Origin of the sequence: Afipia massiliensis, from assembly GCF_014203115.1 — a bacterium.
GTDB lineage: Bacteria > Pseudomonadota > Alphaproteobacteria > Rhizobiales > Xanthobacteraceae > Afipia > Afipia massiliensis.
Genome location: NZ_JACHIJ010000005.1, coordinates 187,350 through 206,813 on the forward strand (window position 1 = coordinate 187,350; position 19,464 = coordinate 206,813).

Annotated in this window: 17 protein-coding genes; 13 read left to right on the forward strand and 4 right to left on the reverse strand. The window is 55.4% G+C overall.

Features of this window, described 5'->3' with window-relative positions:
- Window positions 1–49 precede the first annotated feature (49 nt).
- The 6 genes from HNQ36_RS17805 to HNQ36_RS17830 all read left to right on the forward strand — a co-directional run bounded on the left by HNQ36_RS17805 (window position 50) and on the right by HNQ36_RS17830 (window position 4,436).
- On the forward strand, window positions 50–325 hold the full coding sequence (locus HNQ36_RS17805) for a helix-turn-helix domain-containing protein (RefSeq protein WP_062316917.1): 276 nt from the start codon (window positions 50–52) through the stop codon (window positions 323–325).
- 134 nt (window positions 326–459) lie between these two features.
- Window positions 460–681, forward strand: coding sequence for a hypothetical protein (locus HNQ36_RS17810; protein WP_062316918.1), 222 nt, complete (start codon window positions 460–462; stop codon window positions 679–681).
- A gap of 97 nt (window positions 682–778) precedes the next feature.
- Entirely contained in the window at window positions 779–1,132 is a 354-nt protein-coding gene (locus tag HNQ36_RS17815; RefSeq protein ID WP_062316919.1) for a DUF3489 domain-containing protein, read from the forward strand.
- Window positions 1,129–1,614 carry a DUF2924 domain-containing protein gene (locus tag HNQ36_RS17820; RefSeq protein WP_062316920.1) on the forward strand — a complete coding sequence of 162 codons (486 nt, stop codon included), beginning with the start codon at window positions 1,129–1,131 and terminating at the stop codon, window positions 1,612–1,614. The genes HNQ36_RS17815 and HNQ36_RS17820 overlap by 4 nt, the downstream gene beginning before the upstream one ends.
- Window positions 1,604–3,145 carry a recombinase family protein gene (locus HNQ36_RS17825; RefSeq protein WP_062316921.1) on the forward strand — a complete coding sequence of 514 codons (1,542 nt, stop codon included), beginning with the start codon at window positions 1,604–1,606 and terminating at the stop codon, window positions 3,143–3,145. The genes HNQ36_RS17820 and HNQ36_RS17825 overlap by 11 nt, the downstream gene beginning before the upstream one ends.
- Before the next feature lie 73 nt (window positions 3,146–3,218).
- Entirely contained in the window at window positions 3,219–4,436 is a 1,218-nt protein-coding gene (locus HNQ36_RS17830) for a nucleotide kinase domain-containing protein (protein WP_246395428.1), read from the forward strand.
- Here HNQ36_RS17830 and HNQ36_RS17835 read toward each other — a convergent pair.
- Genes HNQ36_RS17835 through HNQ36_RS17845 form a run of 3 tightly spaced genes read right to left on the reverse strand, consistent with a single transcriptional unit; the run spans window position 4,428 to window position 7,197 of the window.
- Window positions 4,428–6,167, reverse strand: a complete 1,740-nt coding sequence (locus HNQ36_RS17835; protein WP_210312097.1) for a MazG nucleotide pyrophosphohydrolase domain-containing protein — start codon at window positions 6,165–6,167, stop codon at window positions 4,428–4,430. The two genes, HNQ36_RS17830 and HNQ36_RS17835, sit on opposite strands and share 9 nt — an antisense overlap.
- A complete protein-coding gene (locus tag HNQ36_RS17840; RefSeq protein ID WP_062316924.1) occupies window positions 6,110–6,748 on the reverse strand; it encodes an Nmad2 family putative nucleotide modification protein in 639 nt (212 codons plus the stop codon). The genes HNQ36_RS17835 and HNQ36_RS17840 overlap by 58 nt, the downstream gene beginning before the upstream one ends.
- Window positions 6,745–7,197, reverse strand: a complete 453-nt coding sequence (locus HNQ36_RS17845; protein WP_062316926.1) for a hypothetical protein — start codon at window positions 7,195–7,197, stop codon at window positions 6,745–6,747. Before HNQ36_RS17845 ends, HNQ36_RS17840 begins: the two co-directional genes overlap by 4 nt.
- Before the next feature lie 413 nt (window positions 7,198–7,610).
- On the opposite strand from HNQ36_RS17845, the gene HNQ36_RS17855 reads away from it, so the two are divergent.
- The 3 genes from HNQ36_RS17855 to HNQ36_RS17865 all read left to right on the forward strand — a co-directional run bounded on the left by HNQ36_RS17855 (window position 7,611) and on the right by HNQ36_RS17865 (window position 12,939).
- On the forward strand, window positions 7,611–8,777 hold the full coding sequence (locus tag HNQ36_RS17855; RefSeq protein ID WP_062316932.1) for an ImmA/IrrE family metallo-endopeptidase: 1,167 nt from the start codon (window positions 7,611–7,613) through the stop codon (window positions 8,775–8,777).
- A gap of 464 nt (window positions 8,778–9,241) precedes the next feature.
- The gene (locus HNQ36_RS17860; protein ID WP_062316934.1) at window positions 9,242–11,104 is read left to right on the forward strand and encodes an ATP-dependent nuclease; all 1,863 of its coding nucleotides are present in this window, start codon (window positions 9,242–9,244) and stop codon (window positions 11,102–11,104) included.
- 11 nt (window positions 11,105–11,115) lie between these two features.
- Window positions 11,116–12,939: a UvrD-helicase domain-containing protein gene (locus HNQ36_RS17865; protein WP_062316936.1), complete on the forward strand. Its 1,824-nt coding sequence runs from the start codon at window positions 11,116–11,118 to the stop codon at window positions 12,937–12,939.
- A 301-nt stretch (window positions 12,940–13,240) separates the two neighbouring features.
- On the opposite strand, the gene HNQ36_RS17870 is transcribed toward HNQ36_RS17865, so the two are convergent.
- Complete coding sequence (locus HNQ36_RS17870) at window positions 13,241–14,122, reverse strand: hypothetical protein (RefSeq protein WP_062316939.1); 882 nt, start codon at window positions 14,120–14,122, stop codon at window positions 13,241–13,243.
- A gap of 189 nt (window positions 14,123–14,311) precedes the next feature.
- Between HNQ36_RS17870 and HNQ36_RS17875 the strand changes: the two genes are divergently transcribed.
- From HNQ36_RS17875 to HNQ36_RS17890, 4 genes are all read left to right on the forward strand, one after another.
- On the forward strand, window positions 14,312–15,259 hold the full coding sequence (locus tag HNQ36_RS17875) for a trypsin-like serine peptidase (protein ID WP_062316941.1): 948 nt from the start codon (window positions 14,312–14,314) through the stop codon (window positions 15,257–15,259).
- A gap of 136 nt (window positions 15,260–15,395) precedes the next feature.
- Window positions 15,396–16,172, forward strand: coding sequence for a trypsin-like serine protease (locus HNQ36_RS17880; RefSeq protein WP_184087195.1), 777 nt, complete (start codon window positions 15,396–15,398; stop codon window positions 16,170–16,172).
- A 41-nt stretch (window positions 16,173–16,213) separates the two neighbouring features.
- Window positions 16,214–17,122, forward strand: a complete 909-nt coding sequence (locus tag HNQ36_RS17885) for a hypothetical protein (protein ID WP_156449424.1) — start codon at window positions 16,214–16,216, stop codon at window positions 17,120–17,122.
- A 190-nt stretch (window positions 17,123–17,312) separates the two neighbouring features.
- Window positions 17,313–19,238 (forward strand): hypothetical protein, encoded by a 1,926-nt coding sequence (locus HNQ36_RS17890; protein WP_184087197.1) that lies wholly within the window; start codon window positions 17,313–17,315, stop codon window positions 19,236–19,238.
- Window positions 19,239–19,464 lie beyond the last annotated feature (226 nt).

The window sequence follows — 19,464 nt, forward strand, 5'->3', positions numbered from 1 at the left end:
CGTTTCTGGGATCAAATTGTGTGCCGCCGATTCACGGCCTTGGCGGCATATGCAGAAGACTCTCAAATCCGCGGATTATGCCCGGCTGATCGACCTGCTTGTCGCAGTGCGGAAGTCAGCGGACGTTCGCCAGCAGGCCTTGGCCAAGAAACTCGGCCGCCCTCAATCTTTTGTCGCAAAGTATGAGAACGGCGAGCGTCGCCTGGATATCATCGAGTTCACGGCCATCGCGCGCGCTCTTGGCGCCGATCCCGTCAAGCTGTTTAAGGACTACGTTGGCGGAAAGAGCGCACCCAAGACCGCCGCAAAGCGTCCGGCCAAATAGGTCGTGCAGCCTTGGGCTCTTTCGGATCATTTTGTGATCCGGACCGGCTGATAAGAGCCACTAGATTGCTGCGTTTCCGCTCGACTTCCCCAGCACGTGGAGCGTCACTGTCGCCGTAAATCGGAGGCAGAATGATGGACCGCAAAATTACAGAACAGGCAATTGGCCTAATCTTGACCGAGATCGGTGTTCGCCTTGGCGAAGCCGCGCGCATCGCCAAGGCTGCCGAGGCCTGTGCGCTGGCCGGCAGTGTCGCCGAAGGCGTAAGAGTTTCTATGGATCTCGAACAGATATTCTATGAGACCAGCCGATTGCTGGATGCGGCCTCGCTGCTCAACCGGCTGTCGAGCGACTAAGGGTTCTCTTCAACCGAAAGGTTCTCGGCCCGTCAGAAACTGACGGGCTTGCGGCAGTGGCAGCACAAGATGCTGTCATGCACGCAGGAGAACCGAAATGCCGAAAAGCAGTCGAAAGCCCCTTCGCAAGACCGGGCGTAAATCTACACGGGCAGCAAAGCGACCGACAAAATCCGCCGGGAAGGTTCCGCCGTCCGTCGCGCCGAAGCAGCCGGTCATGCCGAAGACGCCGAACGTGGCCGTGTCGAAACAGGACAAAGTCCTCGAGATGCTCCGCGCACCGTCCGGCACCACCACCGCTGCCATCATGAAGGCCACCGACTGGCAGCAGCATTCGGTGCGCGGCTTCTTTGCAGGCACGGTGCGCAAGAAGCTCAAGCTGAACCTGACCTCAAAAAAGATCGACGACCAGCGTGTCTACCGGATCGCAAAACCGGCCACCGCGAAATGATCCGAGCGTCCTCCTCCACGAAGCCAGCCGATCCCGCGGTGGAAGCCGAACTGGATCGGCTGGCGACCGCTCCCATCGTCGAACTGCGCAAGCGCTACCGGGAAATACTTCGAGCGGATCCGCCGAAAGCTTTCGGTCCGGACCTGCTGCGCCGGAGCATTGCCCATCGGATTCAGGAAAAGACCTATGGCGGGTTGCCCGGTCCGACCAAGCGCCTGCTCGACCAACTTGTGAAAGCCATGGCCGACAAGCCCAACGGAAAGCTTGATTTGCCGCGCCGGATCAAGCCCGGCTCGGAACTGGTCCGGACATGGAAGGGAAAAACCTACCGCGTCGTGGTTCGCCCTGACGGCTTTGCCTACGACGGCAAGACTTACGCGGGACTTTCCGAGATCGCCTCCCTAATTGCTGGCACCAACTGGAATGGACCGCGTTTCTTCGGGCTACGGTCAAAGTCTCAAGGATCCGCCGATGGCAAGTAGCTCTCCAAAAAACCCTGCGCTGCGCTGCGCCATCTACACCCGCAAATCGACTGAGCATGGTCTCGAGCTGGAATTCAACTCGCTCGACGCCCAGCGCGAGGCTTGCGAGGCATATATAAAGAGCCAGGCATCACTCGGTTGGAAGGTGCTGCCGCAGCCATACGACGACCCGGCATTCTCAGGCGGCAATCTTGAGCGCCCTGCCCTCAAGAAACTGCTCAAAGATATTGAAGCCGGGAAGGTTGACGTCGTCGTGGTCTACAAGATCGACCGTCTCACCCGTTCACTGGCCGATTTCGCCAAACTGGTCGAAGCGTTCGATGCAAGATCGATTTCGTTTGTGGCAGTGACGCAGCAATTCAATACCACAACGTCGATGGGACGACTGACGTTAAACGTCCTGCTCTCCTTTGCGCAGTTCGAACGTGAGCTGTCCTCCGAGCGCGTCCGGGATAAGGTGGCGGCCTCCCGTCGTAAGGGAAAATGGACCGGCGGCACGGTGCCGCTCGGTTATGAGGCCCGGGACAAGAAACTCGTCATCAATCCTACTGAAGCGGAAACCGTCCGGACCATCTTCCGACGTTACATTGAGTTGCAATCCTTTGGCCGCCTTGTTGCCGATCTCGACAAGCGTGGCATCGTCACCAAGCGGCGAAACACTAAGGTCAAGAAGTTCAATGGCGGGATCCCGTTCACCTATGGACCCCTCGCTCATTTCCTGAAGAACCGCATTTACGTTGGTGAAACCGGCCACGGCGGCAAATGGTATCCGGGCGAGCATAAGGCCATCGTGGACCAGAAGACTTTCGACAAGGTCCAGGGATTGCTCAAGTCCGGTATCCACAAAAGGATGATCAAACGATCTGAAAGCGGCGCTCTCCTGATGGGTAAACTGTTCGATGATCGTGGCAACGCGATGAGCCCGAGCTTTTCGTCAAAGAACGGCGCCCGCTATCGTTTCTATGTCAGCTCCGCAATCTTGCGGGGCCGAAAAGCTGAGGCCGGATCGGTCGCACGCGTCTCGGCAACCAACACCGAACAGAGGCTGATCAATGCCCTGCGCCAACGGCTGAAGATTGATCAGGCTGTTATGGATGCCGATGTTATCGGCAGCTACGTCGCACGTGCCGACCTGAGCAGTCGCGCCGTCAAAATCTCGACCACCCCGGCGGCAAAGATTCGATCGAATCAACTCTCGATCCCTTGGCAGGTGTGCCAACCGAGTTCGGCAACTATCATTGAGGCAAACAGCGAATGTCAGCCCAGTGCGAAATTGGTCCAGGCTATTGTTCGAGCCCATGCATGGCTGCGCGATCTGCAAAGCGACAAGTTTGACACGGTCGAGGCGCTCGCCGCCTCGGTCGAACTGCATCCAAAGCTGGTGCGGCAGGAGCTGCGTCATGCGTTTTTAGCACCAGCCGTTACAAAGGCGATTTTGACAGGTGGCCAGCCGTCGGCGCTCTCGCTCGCACGGATACCGAAGACTTTGCCGCTTACATGGTTGGAGCAGTGTCGCGCCCTCGGTTTCTGAGGGCTCGAAATCATAAATCCGGCCATGAAATCTGTAAGTCCGCTTTTCGCTAAGAGCGGACGACGACTTTCAAATGGATGCCAACGAAGCCCTGACCGAAACTCGCCGGTCCTTTCGTGAGTCTTTTTTGACACAGGGTGGATGTATCCCAGACACGACCTTGAAGCGCGGTAGTCAAATCAGCCAAGCTGTGCAAAAACATTTACGCTACTGGAGAAATCCGATGACATATGCCGACTCCTTCCCTTCCTTTCCTTTCGCGGATAGCCGCGAAGCGGCGTCATCGCGGCCCCGGTTGTCGGTGAAGATCCGCGGCAAAGCCATCACGACGACCCCAGTCTTCGCTGCGTACTGGTATTTCGCTGCTGAGCGGCAACGCATCTTCTTTCGACGCCTGCAGGGTTCGCTTACGCAAACGACGAGCGATCCGGTGCTTAGCGTTTACAAATTCACGAATGCGTACCGGGCCTCGGACCGAGTTAGCCAATACCTGATCCGTAGCGTCATCTACCGTGACGATTTACCCAACGACACAACAAACGTCTTCTTTCGCACGCTACTTTTCAAGTTATTTAATAAGATCGAGACTTGGGAAATGCTTGAAAGGACGGTCGGCCCCATCGTTTGGGAGACGTTCAGTTACGAGCGCTACAACCGCGTTCTCGCGCAATGCATGAAGGCGGGTAAGCGTATCTATTCGGCTGCTTATATCATGCCGTCAGCTGGTAGCTTTTTCGGACACACTGCCAAGCACCAAAACCATCTCAAGATGTTAACATATCTTGTGAAGGAAGAATTCCCTGCACGGTATGTCGCAACAGAGAAAATGGCGGATGCGTTCGCCCTTCTTCGCTCGATACCTTCGGTAGGCCCTTTTCTTGCGTACCAGTATGCAATTGATCTCAACTACAGTCGGCTGACCAGCTTCTCGGAGGACGACTTCGTCGTCGCGGGGCCCGGCGCACTCGATGGCATTCATAAATGTTTCGTCGGCGTAGATGGTATTAGCGCCGAAGATATCATCCGTTATATGTGGGAAACCCAGCAAGAGCATTTCGCCGCCTACGGTATCGACTTCAAGTCGCTATGGGGACGGCCGCTGCAACTGATCGATTGCCAGAACTTGTTTTGCGAAATCTCTAAATACGCGCGCGTCGCGTTCCCGGAATATTCCGGGGTCGCCGGCCGTACGCGGATCAAGCAAAAATTTCAGCCCGGCAAGACGGCGCCGGCACCCTGGTATCCGCCGAAATGGGACCTCAACGCGCGGATTCCCGACTGTCTATTTTGATATATCGGCCACGTCGGCAACATCGGCGATCGCCGTGGCGGTACAGAGAACACTGCCAGCCGACTCGATAAACGCGGCCTTGTAATCAACGGCCCGTAATGCCCACGCCCGGTCGAGGGCCTTATCCCTGGCCTTCACATAGAGCGTATTCATGTCGTCGAGGCGGACTTCGATCTGCGACCAATAAGCCTCACTGGCCGCCTCCAGTCCGAGAGCGCCCAACAGCGCCCGCTTTGCGGCAAGCACGTAAGCTAGACGCGACTGCGCTGTCGCCGCCCGCTCCTGCGTCGATAACATCTTCTTCACCTCGCAGTCGGACGGAGCAAGAACCGCCGCTCCCATGCCGAGGCCGACGGTGATCCCCTGAACGTTGGGCGACACGATGGGCTCGAAAGTAAGACGGCGGTTCGCAAGATCGACGTGCACGGTCCCCTGCATCTCTTGGCATAACTGATGAAACATTTCGCAACCGGCGAAGATCGCATCTTCCCATTCCCAATAGGTGTTATGCCAAACCTCCAAGCCTTCGACATACATGCGCAGCGTTTTCAGAAGACGGAAGTTGATCAGCGAGCGACGCGGAAACAACCGCGTCGGTTGGCCGACGATACAACGGCCTGACGCTCTTGCTTGCCGGTCACCTTCGGAATGGATGGCCTTAATCACGAGCTCTTCGACGACCTTCGCGCGTCCTCCGTCCTCGACTTCATCGACCCGGTTGTTACCGCTCTTGCGCTTACGCTTCATGAGGCCGCGGATGACCGGCGACCAGCCAAGATGAGCGATGAAAGCGAGGTGGATCACGTCGTGAAAACGGTAGCCGTCGTCGTCATAGAAGTTGTCGGTGAGATCGTCGCCGAGCGGCCTGCCGCCGAAATACATGCGTGATTGCCCTGGCCCGACGCGAACGAAAGATACATCGAAGCAGCGCGGAAATTGTTCTTTTGGATCGCGGGCCTCGTCATGCAGGACAGTCGGCGTGCCGCGCTCAGAACGGAAGCTGACCTTCGTGCAATTGAACGCAATGACATTGTCGAGCGAAAGGTGGTAGAGACTCGCCATTGCCGACAGATGCCATGCGATTTCGCCGAGAACGACGTTGGTCGGTCGGTCGGCGACATTCTGGTTTAAGTCGATCTCGATGGCGGGCAACGACGGGCGAAGAAGTTCGGCACCGAGTTGCCACAGGACCGCCTGGCAAACCTCGATAAGCACTTTGCCGTCGGTGCGCGCCGTTTTGAAGGCGAGCTTCTGATAATCGTCGAATAGGAAGTCGGGCGATTCAGGAAAGCGCACAGCTTCTTTCATAAAGTCCGTACGCGCCTGAGGATCGAGTGCTGCCGCGATTGTACGCGCGCGCTCATCCGTCCCGCCGATTTCGGCGCGGAGATTCTCGATGTCACCAGTCAGAACGTCGAAGGGACCGTCATTGGCGAGCTGCGCGGCGGCGAACAGATACCAGAAGGCATCGCCTAACTCCTCGCGAATCTCGTCGTTAGGCTGATCCCAGTTCGTCTCGCCACCTTCGCCAAGCACTTTCTTCTTAACGGCGGCCACCAGCTGGCCTATTTCACCGACGAGGCCGTACATTGCGATCGAGAGCGCCTCATCGCGTGGCTTAGTAATAAACTGATTGGTGTGCCGAACGAACTGTTGGTAATGAGCGACCTGCATCATACCTTCCTCTGCCGCGTGTTCGGCTTGCGCTTCTTCTTTTCGAGGAACTGCCAATGCGCGGGCTCGTCGATATTGCCGCGCGCGGGCATGCCTTTAATCCAATCCACAATCTCCTGTTTCTGCGGCTCGGTAAATCTGTATCGGTGACCGGGGCCGGTCTTGAGGAAGCACGCAATATCCGGCGGGATCGGAATGCCAGCGCGCCCCCAGAATGCGAATGTCCGCCCTAGAAGAACCTTGTCGGTCTTGCCGGTATCCCGCTTCAGATCGCCGAGCGACACGCTGCCGTCGTCATTACTATGGAAGGAGTCCTCCTGATGGTACGTGCCGTTGTCGTCGCGGTGATAGATATTGTCGCCGTAGCGCAGGTGCGTCGTGCCGTGCATTACCGCCTTCTTATGGCGAAAGCGCCGGTCTTCCCAATACTGATCGAACGTCAGCACTTCGTCGATCTTCATCCAATAGGTCAGATGGCCGCGCAACTTCGGCTTCACGGCGCCGGTGCCCAGCACATAATCGCCGACCTTCGCTACCTTACGAATATCGGGCTTGCAGCATCCTAGGCTGCACACGCCGTGAAAGGGATTCGGCGCGAACCCGAGATCATGCTCGATGACATAGAAGAAGACGTTCATTTCGGCTGGGCCTCCTCGTCAACGCACAGATTGCGCTCGGTGTAGACCTTGGGCATTACGTCTCCGGACGGCATCTCAAAGATCAACACATCATCGTCGGCCGCGGCTGCCTGTAACTTCTCGGCGTTCCACGGCACAATGGAATAGGCATATTTGCGTGCCGATGCTGGCACCTCGACCTCGGCCTCAGCGTCTTCGGGCCACACACATATTGCGCGGCGCGCCCCGTTGGAGACCTGCTTCACATCGTCTTCGAGGTCGGGCGCCGCACACGCCGCTGCGGATATCGGGATCAAGATCACCTCGTCGTCGCAATCAACCAGGGGCGCGCCGATCTCTAAAACCGTCTCGATTTCGTCGGCGGCAAATCCGCTAGCGGCCGCTAGCGCCGAAAGGGCGGCGATTTCCTCGGACGTCAGATGCTTCGTAAAAATCCGTAATCGGCGCATAAAGGCCTCCTACCATACGTTGCAGTTACTGAGCGATACACTTCGATTGATTGGTCCCATATTGGGATCATGCATGATTTTAAACTTGCCGTCAATGAAAAATGGTCCCAATATGGGAGCGCGGAGTGCAATGTGCGATTCTTAGGGCAAAGTGAAGTTTCGGCCTTTCTAAGCGAACGACCAGACTACAGCCTGCTGGTGCGGGCCTGGGTATCGGAAATGAGGCACCGCGACTGGGACTGCGCCAGCGCGCTAAAGGCCGATTTCGGCCTCGTCGATATTTCGGCTCTACCCGCAGTAGTTTTTTACCTTCAGCCTACCGCCCTGCGAATCGACACTCTCATCGACTTTAGGAGGCGCACTGTCCTCCTCACCGCGCTAGCTGCCCCAACGCCTTACCGGACTATAAAATAATGACCATCAAGCCCATTCGCACGCCCGCCGACCTGAGGACATCGAAAGCCCGATTGGCTTTGCTAATGACGGCGCCGAATACGGATCAGCACGATGATGAAATCGAAGTTCTGACTACGTTGATTGAACAGTACGAACAGAAGCACACGCCGATTGATGCGCCGACGCCTGTCGCGGCGATAAAATTCCGCATGGACGAGAAAGGACTTTCTGCGCGTGAGCTGGAGCCGTTCATAGGAACGCGCGCACGCATCTCCGAAGTTTTTTCCGGAAAGAGGCAACTCTCAATTGATATGATTAGGTCCCTCCATGAAGGCTTGAACATACCATACGAGTCTCTCATAAGCGGACGTAGCCCAACTCACGATTCTGGAAATGTATCTACTCCAGCTGTCGATAAGTTGAATGAGCTCGGCTTCAACATCAAAGCAAATGACGTTGGCGCCTTCATTTCAGCGTCTATGAGCAATCCTTCACTTACCCTCTTGAGGAAGACGCGTACTCAGCGCGCCGTGTCCAAGACCGATCAAAACGCTCTTCTTTTATGGCAGGCAGCAATACTTCAGCGCTCAGAACAATCACCTCTCAGGAGCCTATTCAAGCCCTCCGCATTTACGAAAGACAGCTTGAGACAGCTTGCCAAGCTAAGTGTGAGAGCAGACGGCCCGAGACAGGCGATCGACAGGCTCATCACATTCGGAATTTCTGTTGTGATTTTACCTGCTCTTCCCGGCACATTTTTGGATGGCGCCGCCATGGTCAATCAAAAAGGCGCTCCTGTAATCGGCCTTACCTTGCGTCACGACCGCATCGATAACTTCTGGTACACGCTCTTGCACGAATGCGCGCACATAGCGCTTCATTTCAACGAAATGATTCAGACGCACGAAGCGTTCATCGATGACATGGACATACGTGGTGAGGACGAATTCGAAAGGGAAGCTGACGCCCTTGCGAGAGACACTCTTATTCCTCCGCAAATTCATTCAGAAACTGACTGGAATGAAAACACAAGTCTTGATGAACTACATACGCTTTCGTCTCGGGCACGCGTGCATATTTCAGTTGTTGCCGGCCGTTGGCAGCGAGACCACCAAAATTACAAACGCTTTTCGCGCTTGATCGAACGAAATTCCATAAAGCCAATGCTTAATTTAGGAGACTAGAGAGTAGCAACATTCAAAATCGAGCGCAGCGAGAGGTCAAAAAGCCGCAAAACCTCATAGATTTTATCTTGAGCGGCGTTGAGGGAACGATAGCGCGCTTTTGCGACACGAATGAAGTTCGGTGTAGATGATTTCTTAAGGTTTTCTTTCGGTCAGCAAGAGACGTTCGGATACCGAATGTTGTGGAATTTACCTGAGCGAAGTTGTCGTCGCATACCCAGCGTTGTGGAATTCCGCGACTGGTAGCTGGTTAGCATGAGGCGCCCACAGCCCCGCCGCCGTGCCTTTGAACCTACACCCGACAGCCCAAATTGCGGGGCACGTGCGGAAAAACGGCTATCGAGCAAGCAGACCGCCAAACGAACGTGGCCTGCTCGTACTTGTGAAGAACACGTCGCTGTGTCCTAGTTATTTCAACAGACAGTTGATGCCATGATCAGTCAAATAAACGGCCGGGGGGCGACGTGAGAATAAGCAAGATATCGATCCAGAATTTCAGAGGAATACTACTCGCCACTCTCACACTTCCTGATCATGCGGTGCTTATCGGAGACAACAACACGGGAAAGTCGAGCGTTCTTGAAGCAATCGACTTGGTCTTGGGACCTGATCGCCTCAATCGCCGCCCGCCAGTCGATGAACATGACTTCTTTCTCGGCAAGTACCTCGCCAAGCCAGCGGCGAAATCTGAGCCAGGCGCCTCAAGTATAGTGGACAGCCTCGCGCAGGCCGACGTTGGAAGCCCTGACGAGGTAGAGTCCGCACCCAGGATTGTAATTGAGGTGACCATCTCCGATTTATCGGAAGAGCAGCAGGCGCGATTTGGGGATTATATCGAATGGCTGAACATCACAAGCGGCCTGCTTTATGACGTACCGGATCCGGCTGGTGTTGATGCTGCAGCAATCGTCGCGGCGCTGCGCGTCACCTTCATCGGCCAATACGATCAAGACGAGGACGATTTTGGCGGGAATACCTACTTCTCTAGAAGCCTTACGGAGAGTGATACGCCGCAGCCCTTCACAAAGAAAGACAAGCAGAAATGCGGCTTTCTCTATCTGCGGTCCTTGCGGACGGGATCCAGAGCGCTCAGCCTAGAGCACGGAAGCCTTCTAGACATAATTCTGAGGCTGAAAGAGATCAGACCCCAGATGTGGGAAGACACTATCTCAGGTCTCTCGTCTTTTAATGTCGCCAACGACCCGGAACTTGGCATTTCGGGAGTGCTGGAAACCATCAACAGGTCCCTTAAGAAATATGTGCCTCGCGAGTGGGGTGTGAAACCGCACTTAAAGGTTTCGACTCTGACCCGCGAAAATTTGCGCAAGGTCATTACCGCCTTCATCGCGACTGGCGACGGAGATCACGCTGCGCCCTTTTTTCGCCAGGGAACGGGCACGATCAACATGCTCGTTTTGGCTATGCTTTCGCAGATCGCCGAAGACAAGCAGAATGTGATCTTTGCTATGGAGGAGGCAGAAACGGCGATTCCGCCTTACGCGCAGAAGCGCATCGTTCATGAGCTTCGCAAGCTGTCCTCACAGTCGATCTTCACGTCACACTCACCTTATGTGCTGGAAGAGTTTAGCCTTGCAGAGACGGTCATTCTCTCCAGGTCATCGACAGGCCAACTGACCCAAGCTTCAATCGTGCTCCCAGATAGCGTGAAGCATAAACGCTATCGGCAAGAGTTCCGAACCCGTTTCTGCGAAGGCCTGCTTTCGCGCAGGGTGCTGATCGCGGAAGGCGCGACAGAGGCCGCTTCCTTTCCGGTAGTGGCAAGACGCTTAGCCGAACTCAATCCCGACAAGTACGACTCGCTGGAAGCCTTAGGTATTTGCACGATCGATGCGGGGACGGAAACCCAGATTGCTGATTTAGCGGGACTGTATCGCAGCTTGGGAAAGCGAACCTTTGGCGCATGCGACAAGCAATCAATCACAAGCAAAGCCGCGATTGAGGCGCAAGTCGAACACCTCTTCATGCATGATGAAAAAGGCTTTGAGGGATTGGTGCTAAAAAACACCACTCAAGCCGCACTGGAGCGCTTTGCGGATGTGCTCAGTTGGCCTCCCCATCTATTGGTAAAATATCCGAATCCGAAGACCAAGGCCATCGCAGCAATCGGCGAATATTTCGCGTGGTCGAAGGGAAATTGGGGTGTCGCTGATTTCCTCGCGCAGTGCAGCGAGGCCGAAATCCCGCAATGGCTCCGCGAGTCTTGCGCGAAGCTTAAGGCGCTATGCGATCCACCGCCTGTCGCCGCAGAGGATCTGCCAACGACTGCGAAGAAACTTCCTGACGATGTCGCCGCGTTGCTCGGATAGGGGCAGCAACATTGGTTGACCTTACCAAAGTACAGCAACAGATCCTCGATACGAATGGCCACTTGCTGGTCACGGGCGGTCCCGGTTCGGGCAAGACAACGGTTTCGATCTTGAAGGCTGCCAAGATCGCCCGCGAACATCTGCGGCTAGGTCAAACAATTCTCTTCCTGAGTTTCGCGCGAGCTACCGTCTCTCGCGTCCTGGAAGCCATTGACGAGGAGCGTCAGATCGCGTCCGAGGAGAAGCGACGGATCGAAGTCGATACTTATCATTCATTCTTTTGGCGAATCCTGAAGGCCCACGGATACCTCGTCGGCTTTCCACGAAAGATGACCATTCTCACTCCGCCAAACGAAGCAATCGCGCTTTCCGCCGTCCGCAGCGGGTTCAAGGCGAATGCAAAGCTTACAGACATAGAGAAAGCGGTGAAACGTCAGCGGGAGGACGACGAGAGACTTCGCCTAGCCCGGGACGAGGGAAAGATTTGCTTCGACCTCTTCGCAGCCCAGGTCGGCACTCTTCTCCACAGATCCGCAAAGATACGTAAACTTGTTTCAACCAAGTACCCGTTCATCATCCTAGATGAATTTCAGGACACGAGCGCGGACCAGTGGCGTGTCGTGAAGGCTTTGGGGCAGAATAGCACCCTGATCGCGCTTGCGGACCCGGAACAGCGGATCTTCGATTTCATCGGTGCCGACCCCGCACGTCTCGATCATTTCAAGATAGCCTTCGCACCGACGACGCACGATCTCAGCACCGACAATCATCGGAGCAAGGGGACCGACATCGCGGCCTTTGGTAACGACATCCTGACGGGGAAATTTCGGCAGGACACATACCTAGGCATTGATTTTCAGGGCTTTGAGTCGAACCCCAACCAAGCGTTTAGTACACTCACCACACAAATCTTGCAGGCGCGTGCGCGCCTAATCAAAACTGGCAAGAAGAATTGGTCCCTAGCGATCCTCGTGCCGACGAAGAAAATGACTCGACTCGTGTCAGACGCGCTTCGAGAGCCGCATGGCACGCTGCCCGCCATATCGCACTCCGCCGCGGTCGACATGGAAGGCCCTATCCTAGCCGCCGAGGTCGTCGCGTTCTTGTTACAGCCTCGCCGTGGCGAGCGTCATTTTGGCGAATTCGTCGATCTACTGTGCAGTTTCTTTCATGGAAAAGGCGGCAACGCACCCTCTAAAAGCAATATGGATGAGGCCAATAGACTTCGGATCGCATTTCAGAAGTGGACGCTATGTCTGACCGCAGGGAAGCCCATTCCCGGCAGGAGCGTCCTTATTGCCGTTCAAGCGGTCTATTCTCAAGCATGCGCTGCGGTGTTGATTGGCGATCCAGATGTGGACTGGATAGCCATTCGATCGATTCTGGAGCAAGGAGGTTGTTCGCGCTTGAAGGAGATCGCCGTCGAAGTACGAAATGTCAGACTCCTGGAGCGAGGAACCCAATTACGCCAGGCACTGGCGCAGGACTGGCGCGAAAATGCCGCCTATCAGAACGCCTTGGCAGTTACCCGTCAGTCGTTTGTGCAAGAGCATTTTGCGACGGGCCATAAGCCGGAGCGCGGTGTCGTTGTTATGAACATGCACAAGGCGAAAGGTAAACAGTTCGACGAAGTAATCATCTTCGAAGGTTGGCCGCGCAGAGCAAAACGAGAGATTGTCGCTAATCCTGATCGTATAGTTCAATCAAACTCACAGGTAAATCGATCGAGCCAAGCGAGACAGAACTTTCGGGTCAGCATCACTCGGGCAAAAACGCGTACAACTATTCTATCGCCCAACGACGATATCTGCGTTCTCTTGCTTTCTGATGAATAGTGACCTGGCAACACACTCATTCGCGTGAATTTAAAGCAGCATCTTTGCACGGGGCAACTTGATACAATGACGTTCTGAGATCAGCTCGGCGGTTGCTTGCTACACGACATGGCGCCGCGACAGCTGATTGTACTCCGCGCCACCTGCCGCATCGTGTGACCGTTGATAACAACGAGCCCTTCAAATCCGTGCGGGACAACGCACTCTCTAGCGCCACCGGCCGGCTCTACCTCTGGACTAATCTCTGCCAAGTTGTAGCCTTGCATGGACAAGACCTGCGCGAAACACTGGGCCGACGAACCTAGTAACGGACGGCAGATTCTAACGACTTCAGAAACCTTCCGGCGACGGACACATAGATTGAGTACCAATCGCGCACATTGTAAATCCTCTGATTGAAGCGGTTCTCTTTCAAAGCCTCGTCCGCCATCTCACGAGACTCGGGGGTTCCCTTAAAGATGCCAATAAGTACATCACCGTCATGGAGTGGGCGAAGGAGCGATCCGCCAGAACTATACAGCGATCCATCGCAATCGGTCTTTACGAAGGCGCCATTTCCGCTCACCCAACGAATGTCGCTCACCCTGCAATCTTCGATCGTGCGCGGAAATATTTTGTTGCGGCTGCGATCCGTAACGAAAAAATCGTAGGACGCCCCTGCAACCGCGACCACTTTCTCGTCCGGCTCAAGGACGCTCCCTTCGGAAGGCAGTTTATAAGGAGTAACACCTTGGACGCTTTTTTCGAGGCGAACAATTGCCCAGTCATCACCGGCTTTAATTTCGGCATTGTTCGGGCACGTAAAACCGGTAGCCGCGCGAGCGGCGACCTTGTAGTTCAATAACTTCGTGCCTACAGAAATTTTGAAAACGCATTCTGAAGGCGTCGCCACGACCGTACACGTTTTCTCATCTTCAAAAACATGAGCCGAGGTCGTGATAATATTGCTCGCTCCGGTTAGTTGCGCCGATGCCTGCATGTTTCCGCAAACAATGATCCCGGTCGACGCATAACGATTCGCAATCACCGACGCACTTAAGCCCTTGCGCGCAGCGTATTGCTGAAAAGTATAGCGACCCGCTTCACCGATGACCGCGATTTGCTGAACCGACGATTTGTCAAAAGCCAGCGCACTATTTCCCAGCAAGACGGCAATTGCCAGGATAACGATTAGCGTGTTCATCACTCCTCCAATTTAAGCAAAGCCTTTTCCGCAATGTCAGGAGCGTCAATAGCCCGTTTGGGTCATTCCAAGAGTAATGACCTCTGGCAATCTATCGCGCTTGGCCTGCACAGATATGCGACCTGTATCCGCTGAGCCATCGGCAGGTTGAATCCGTCTCAGGGATGGTGCGTCTGGAGGTGACTTTCCATGATGAGATTTCCACTCATCTCTCTTTCCGCCCTGGCGCTCCTGATGCATCCCGGTTCAATGGACGTTCCTCTCGCCGGTCCGTTAGGGCGCGATATCTCCGAAAGACGTTCAACCCATATTTTCGAAAGTGTCGCGATCGTCGATGAATACGACGAGGAAGGTCGATACACCGAGAACGAGTATGCGATCAAACGCGGGCTGTCAGTGCCGGACGTCCAGACCCGATTTGCAGCAACGGGAATCATCACGTGTGGCAAATATCGGGGTTCGGCACAATTAACTGGCAACAATGACACAATCACAACCTCAGCTCATATGTTCACCGGGGCCAGAGATTGTGATCCGGGCACGCCTCCCGAATCCTGCACCTTCACGACCAAGAAGGGAAATGACACTCAGACCCGAAGGATTTCGAAGGTTGTGGGAAATGGGTTCAAATGCCCTGGCAAGCAAAAAACGGGTAATGATTGGGCGGTCTTAAAACTTCAAAGGCCGATCGAACGGGTCGAACCGTACCTTCTTCCCTCGCTGAGCGACTTCTATATCAAAACTGGGGACAAAATAGTAAGTGTCGCCGGTATGAGCATCGACTTTCACAGGCGCCACCCAACGACCGGCAGCAAGTCTTTTCCAAAGTCGATTGAGGACTGCCAAGTTGGAACGGTTTATTATCCGCTGGGAAAATTCAGCACTTTCGATACGACGTGTGACTTCTCCGGCGGTGCTTCGGGAGGCTCGATCTTGCGAGCGTCAGAACGAGGGACGGTTCTCTTGGGGATCAACAAGGGAAACAATGAAACACTGAAGGAGAGGGAAAACGCACGCGACAATGGTATTGTGAGACGAGAGAAATATTCAGCGGGTGAATACGCCTCCTATCATGTGCCAGTGGATGGCGAATTCCTGAAGGCAATTGAAAGAGCCATCAGTGGCGGCGCGAAGTAGTCATTTGCTCGCCGCCCTATCGTTGCTCGCGTCTGCGGGCTCTGAGGCGCATGCATTCTCCGCCTTACGTCCCGAGGACGACGCCAAGACTCAAAGCCAGTTTCAAAAAACTGCCGTCATAGATGAAGACGGACGAATGACCGAGGAAGAGTACGCGCGGAAGAAGGGTATTCCGTTGACGGAAGTGCAGAATCGATTCGCTGCAACGGGTGTCCTGAAGTGCGCCAAACATTCGGCAAGCGGACAACTAACGGGCTCAGATAATACAATCACCACTGTCGCGCACATTTTTGTGGGAATGGGATGCAACGCGAAAAATACACCTCGCAATTGCTCCTTTACCGCAAAGTTCAGAGATAGAGAGCAAACCTCCGAAATCTCTGAACTGGTCGGCATGGGATTCAAATGCCCGATCCGGCCAAAGCGACAAAACGACTGGGCTGTTCTCAAACTGAAAAGCCCAATGAGGGGCATAACGCCATACACGTTGCCTTATCCCGACGAGGACGTGAAAGACCGGGATGATGTGATTTCCGTTGCGGCATCCGGACGTGATTTTGATCGCGCTGATCCAAGAACGGGAAAGAAAGTTTTTACGAAGTCCATCGAGGAATGCCAAGGGCGGCAGCCCTATTATGAAGATGGCTTCGAAGTTCTCTTCTTGTCCAATTGTGATTCGTCCCCTGGATCATCGGGCGGCTCCATCCTGAGGGCGCGAAAGCGATACGACGTCCTGATGGGAATAACGGCAAACAACAATGAAACGGATACTCAAATCGCTCAAGCAGCGAAGCGAGGAACTCCAAATCATGGACCTTACGTCGAAGGGAAGTGGGCAACGTATCAGGTGCCTCTTAGTGGAGAATTTCTTCAATTGCTGGAAACAGCAATCGGCGGACGGCCGCCGCTATAGGCCCTCCGTGTCATAGCAATACGAGAACCTTGGAAGTCACAATGTCTTGTCGCCGATACATCGCACTTTGGGTGGTGGCGGTAATCTGTAGCACCAACGCTCTCGATTCAAACGCCCGTTCCGAAGATATCTACACTTCGCATCATCCGATCCACAAGATCGCTGTCATCGACGACGACGGTCGAATGACCGAGGAAGAGTACGCGCAGAAGAAAGGCGTGCCGGTAGAAGAAGTGCAGAACCGGCTCGCCGCGACGGGGGTTCTGAAATGCGACAATGATTCAACCAGCGCGCAGATCACCGGAGCTAATGACACAATAACGACCGTTGCACATATGTTTAAGTCGAAAGAATGCGCCAAGCGGAACGAGCCCAAGAAATGCTCGTTCACGGTTAAAGTTGGAGGCAAGGAACTGACGTCGCTGATCGCTTCACTTGCGGACATTGGATATAAATGCCCCGGGGGACGACGAAAGGACGATTGGGCCGTCCTGAAGCTTCAAACTCCGATCGGCGTCAAGCCATACGCTCTTCCGTACTCGGACGAAAAAATATGGCCAGACGACCCCGTGATTTCGATCGCGGCAACCTCCACAGATTTCTATCGGGTAGCTGGAAGAGATAGCAGAGCCCCGCCAAAATCGATCGAAGAATGTCAGGGAAGATATCCGTACTTTGAAGACGGACTTCAAGTCATGTTCGCTTCAAACTGTGATTCATCTCAAGGCTCGTCCGGTGGATCCATGCTCAGAGAGCGAAAACGTCATGACGTTCTCATGGCCATTACTGCCGGCAACAAGGAAACGGCTGCTCAGATCAACCGAGCTGAAAGGACGGGCGTACCAACCAGTCGTGCTTTTGCCGAGGGAAAGTGGGCCTCTTATCACATTCCGCTTAAAGGCGCGTTCCTCGAAGCAGTTGAAAAAGCAATCGGCGGGCGATCGCCCTGATTGCCAGGACTCGAGCTAAGTTGGCCGCGCGTATAGACCTTCTCGGAGGCAATAATGTCGCGAACTTCTGGTTCGGGACACTAGGTCATCTTCCGGATGATGTTCTAGCCTAACCCGTTTGGGTCATGTGATCCGCCTTCCCCTTTGTCAAACTGGCGACGTTGATACGAAGTTCGCGGGAAGGACGACTGTGAAAAAGGTCTTCGTCTTTGCCATCGTGATCGCATTGCTTCTGTTTGCCGGCGGGCGGTCTTCTTCAGCACAGCCTTCCTATCTTCCCTACGTCGGACCGATCTGCAACGGGCCGCGCGGTCCCGCCCCCTGTGCAGTCATTCAGCGGTGGATGCAGACGCAGCAGCAGTTGGCGCAAATTCAACTCCAGCCGATCGGCTTCCAACAGGGTATCGGCCCCATTTGCGTCGGCCCGCTCGGTCCCGGACCGTGCGAAGCAGTTCGTCGCTTCATCTTAATGCAACAGCAATCCGGCCAGACGTCGCACGTGATCAGCAACCAGCCCGGCGTCGGACCTATCTGCGTGGGACCGTTCGGGCCTGCGCCGTGCGCGTCAATCCATATCTATACGGTCGGACAGCGCATGGCCGCCGATGAACCTCCGCCGTTTGCGCCTCTCCAGTTCCAGGTCCTCAACACGTCCGGCCCGTATGGTCCCATCTGCAATGGCCCCCAAGGCCCCGCACCGTGCAGCCTCGTACAGCAATACATGTTGGATCAGTCGACAGGAGCAATTCCTCCAGCCAGCAGCTTCGGAGTGCCAACCGGACTCAACGCCCAGGATCTCGCGCGCCAGTGCGCCGCAAGAGCAGGGGTAGACATAATGGCGTTTGCCAGTTGTGCCGGGCAGAACGTCATCCTGCCGCCCGACAAGCAGGCGATCCTCGACTGCGCGCTGACAAATACTAACTCCACGGCGAAGTTTGCCGAGTGCGCAGCCCCGAACTTCGGCATCAAGCTGACGGACGACCAGCGTATCGTCGCCGCGTGCGCCCAGCAGTCTGGCGGAGACACATCGGCATTCTCAAGGTGCGCAGCAAGTTCCTGGAGCGGCAAGCTTTCGCAGGATCAGCAGGCGGCGATCCAATGCGCCACCAACTCGGGCGGCAATGCCTCGCAGTTTTTGCGATGTGCCGGCGGGGCCTGGGCGCGCCGAAGCCTGTCCGAGGATCAGCGGGCGATCGTGCAGTGCGTGGCAGACACGAAAGGCAACACAGCGGACTTTCTGACCTGCGCCGGAACCTCTTGGGCAAGTAGCAATCTGACCCCCGAGCAGCAGGTGGCCGTGCAGTGCGTTGCAAACGCTAAAGGCGACACGGCAAGCTTCCTCGGGTGTGCCACACCATGGGTCACTAAGAATCTGACGCATGGACAGCGCGCGGTCGTCCAGTGCGCCGCCACGTCCGGCGGCAATAGTTCGAATTTCCTCAACTGCGCTGGATCCTCCCTAATTGGGCCAAGCCTGTCACAGGACCAGCGGGCCGTCCTTCAATGCGCAGCGACCTCCAGCGGAGACGCGGGCAATTTTGCCGGCTGCGCGGCGGGTCGCCTTCTCGGATCGAAAGCCAGCAAGGAACAGCAGATTGCGATCCGGTGCGCGGTGGAATCCGGAGGCGACTATGCCACCGCTGCGACTTGCGCCGGCGCCAACCTTTTCAACATGCAACTAAACCAGGACCAGCAGATCGCTATCCAATGCGTCGTTTCAACGGGCGGTCAGCCCTACGCCGCAGCCGGCTGCATGGCGACGCGGTTCGTCATCCGGGAGTTGACGAAGTGTATGTCGGACGGCATCGGCGGTAAGGGATGCTTCGGCGACAATAACGAACTCGTAGGCCGAAACGGCTGGGTCGCAAGGAATCTTCGTCAGGTCGCGGGTGGCCCCAACTCCACCATTAACAACCCCAACCAGATTTGGGGTGGCGATAACTCCTTCGTCAGGAATCCGGGTCAGGTATTCGGCGGCTCAAATTCCTTCGTTCGCAACCCGTCGCAGTTCTGGGGCGGCCACAATTCAATCTTCAACAATGCCAGCCAACTCGCGCCGAAACCAGTCACGTTCGGAAGGGTGGGAGGAAAGCGGATTTGTCTTCCGTGGTGCTGAGTTAGCTTGCCACAGGTTGGATAGTTGCTTGATTTCCACTTTGCAGGCGAGACTGGTTGCATCTTCGGCAAGCTCGATTGTTGACCCGGGTAACGGCTCATCGAAGTCGCTAAGTCGGGGCAATAATCTATATGGCCCATGTCACTTCGGATGCAGAGTTCGGGGCCCGGGTAGCGATGCATTTGACGTTCTCTCAGAGGCAAAAGAGCAACGATTTCGCTTGATG